Origin of the sequence: Spiroplasma sp. hyd1 (assembly GCF_016082235.1) — a bacterium.
Lineage (GTDB): Bacteria > Bacillota_I > Bacilli_A > Mycoplasmatales > Mycoplasmataceae > Spiroplasma > Spiroplasma poulsonii.
Map to the genome: position 1 here is coordinate 1 of NZ_JXYY01000093.1, position 2,273 is coordinate 2,273.

3 protein-coding genes are annotated in these 2,273 nt (G+C 20.9%); 1 reads left to right on the forward strand and 2 read right to left on the reverse strand.

The window, feature by feature from the left end:
• Positions 1-194: 194 nt before the first annotated feature.
• A complete protein-coding gene (locus TS70_RS06345; protein WP_198049752.1) occupies positions 195-500 on the reverse strand; it encodes a hypothetical protein in 306 nt (101 codons plus the stop codon).
• Positions 500-1,282, reverse strand: coding sequence for a ParA family protein (locus TS70_RS06350; protein ID WP_198049753.1), 783 nt, complete (start codon positions 1,280-1,282; stop codon positions 500-502). The genes TS70_RS06345 and TS70_RS06350 overlap by 1 nt, the downstream gene beginning before the upstream one ends.
• 365 nt (positions 1,283-1,647) lie before the next feature.
• Here TS70_RS06350 and TS70_RS06355 point away from each other — a divergent pair.
• Positions 1,648-2,273: hypothetical protein (locus TS70_RS06355; RefSeq protein ID WP_198049754.1), on the forward strand; the 626-nt coding region annotated here is incomplete at its 3' end.

The following is a 2,273-nucleotide window of genomic DNA, read 5'->3' on the forward strand; positions in this document are numbered from 1 at the left end:
GCTTAGACAATTTAGTATCACAAAATTTTTATTTATTTTAAATTTTACATTCATATTATACCATCTTTAATTAAAGATGGTGTTTTTTTATTACAAGAAAAGAGTATTTGATATTTGATACATTGGGCTAGGTACCAAAGATAAAAATATCTCGGTAAGCAAATTATAACATAATTTGTTATTTACCACAGTTGTTATCTATTCTGTTCCTTTTTTCATTCATTATAAAATTCTTTTACTGCTAATCTAAATAAAGCAGAATTATTAATTGGTACACCTCATTTTTTTAATTCTATTATCATTTTTTTCGTTTCAGTATCAATTGAAATTGTTTTTAATTCTTGCTTACAAGATTTAAAAATAGGACTGTTATTTAATTCAATAATATTGTTTTTATTTTCTTTGCTTTCTGTTTGAATTATTTTTGAATCTTGATGATTAATTTTTTCTTCAGCAATAAATTTTAATTTTTCTAATGCACTTAATTTTTTTTCACTCATTAAAAAACATCCTTTTCTAATAATTCTAAATATAAATTATAAAAAGGATTTTTTTCCGTAATTCTATATTTATTAACAATTGTTTCTTGTTGTCTAGAAATTGTATCTGGAATCATTGTATTTAATAATTTATCATTAATATTTGAATTACCAATTAATTCAAGCATTACAGAATGAAATTTTGATTTTTTAACCTTATTAACAAAAAAATATTTAATCTGATTTTTTAATGTTCCACCAAAACTATTTATTGAATTTATAGCTTCCTGATATGGTTTAGTCATAACTTCAATACCTTGATATGAATACAAATGGGGTTCAATCGGAACAATAATAGAATCACAAGCTAGTAACATACTTGTAAGTAGTTTGTCTGCTTTCGGTGATGTATCAAAGAAAATATAATCAAATATTTCACTTAGCACAGTTTGTATTTTTTCAATATTTTTCATAAATATTGTTATGCCAAAAGAATTTTTATCTAATTCAGATAAAATTTTATTGGCAAGTTCTGTTCAAGACGGAACAATAACAACATTTAAATTATCTGTTTGAATAAATGTATTTAATAACTCTTCTGTTGTTGAATCTGATTTAAATCATTTTTCAATATTATTACTATCAATGTAATTTGCTATCAATGAATTTGTTAAGTTTCCTTGCGGGTCAAGGTCAAACAATAATACTTTCTTTTCAATTGAAGAAAGTATATTAACAAGTCCTAATGTACATGTTGTTTTGCCTACCCCACCCTTACTGTTTGCAAATGTTATTTTTTTCATTGCATGTATTCCTTTCTTTAAATACAAAAATATTATAACATATTTATTATTTATATGTATATATAAATATAAATTATTATATTTTATATTTATATATACTTTTTTAACTTTTATTACCATTTACCCACAAAAATAACTTTCAGTGCGCCACAAACGACGATGACAAAACAAGCAATGAAAAACCCTTATTTTATAAGGGTTTTTTGTATGCAACTAAGTTAAATTATTTGGTTTAAATTGCTCTAAATATTTCATCAGCACAATAGTTAAAATTTTATGTTACTATTATTTAGTATCAAAAAAATATCAATTATTAACTTAGCAACATAACAAAATAATCACAATTTTAGAAAGGAATACATGCAATGAAAAAATTACTAAGCTTATTAAGTGTATTAACTATTATGGGAACTGCAATGCCAAATGTGATTGCCACTAGTTTTAATAAAAAAGACAATAAAAATAATATTTTATTAATTAATAATGAAAAATACAAAAATGATTTTTTTTTATCTGACAAAAATATTTTTAATGAAAATACTAGAAATATTTTTATTGATAAAGAAGATAATAAAACATTATATTTTATGAATTTTAATAATAATTACTTAAAAGAAATTTATTTACTTTCTGAAAATAAAGTAGTTACTTTATTTGTAAAAGAAATTGAAAATAAAAAATTTACTGATTTCATTAAAGTTAATAATAAATTTTATTTTTGTGGTGATACTGGTATATATGAATTTAAAAAAACAGAAAATAACTATATCAAAATAAACAATGGTGATGGAGCTTATCAATTAAATATAGATAATAAAAATAATATTTATTATTTAACTAATAATTTACTAGAAATTAAAAAATTAGAAGTAAATAATAATAATTCTATCAGTGTTGTTAAAAATAACGAAGCTATATCATATTTTTCATTTGATAAAAATAATAATCTTTACTATGCAAGTAAATTAAATATTTTTAAAAAAAATAGTGA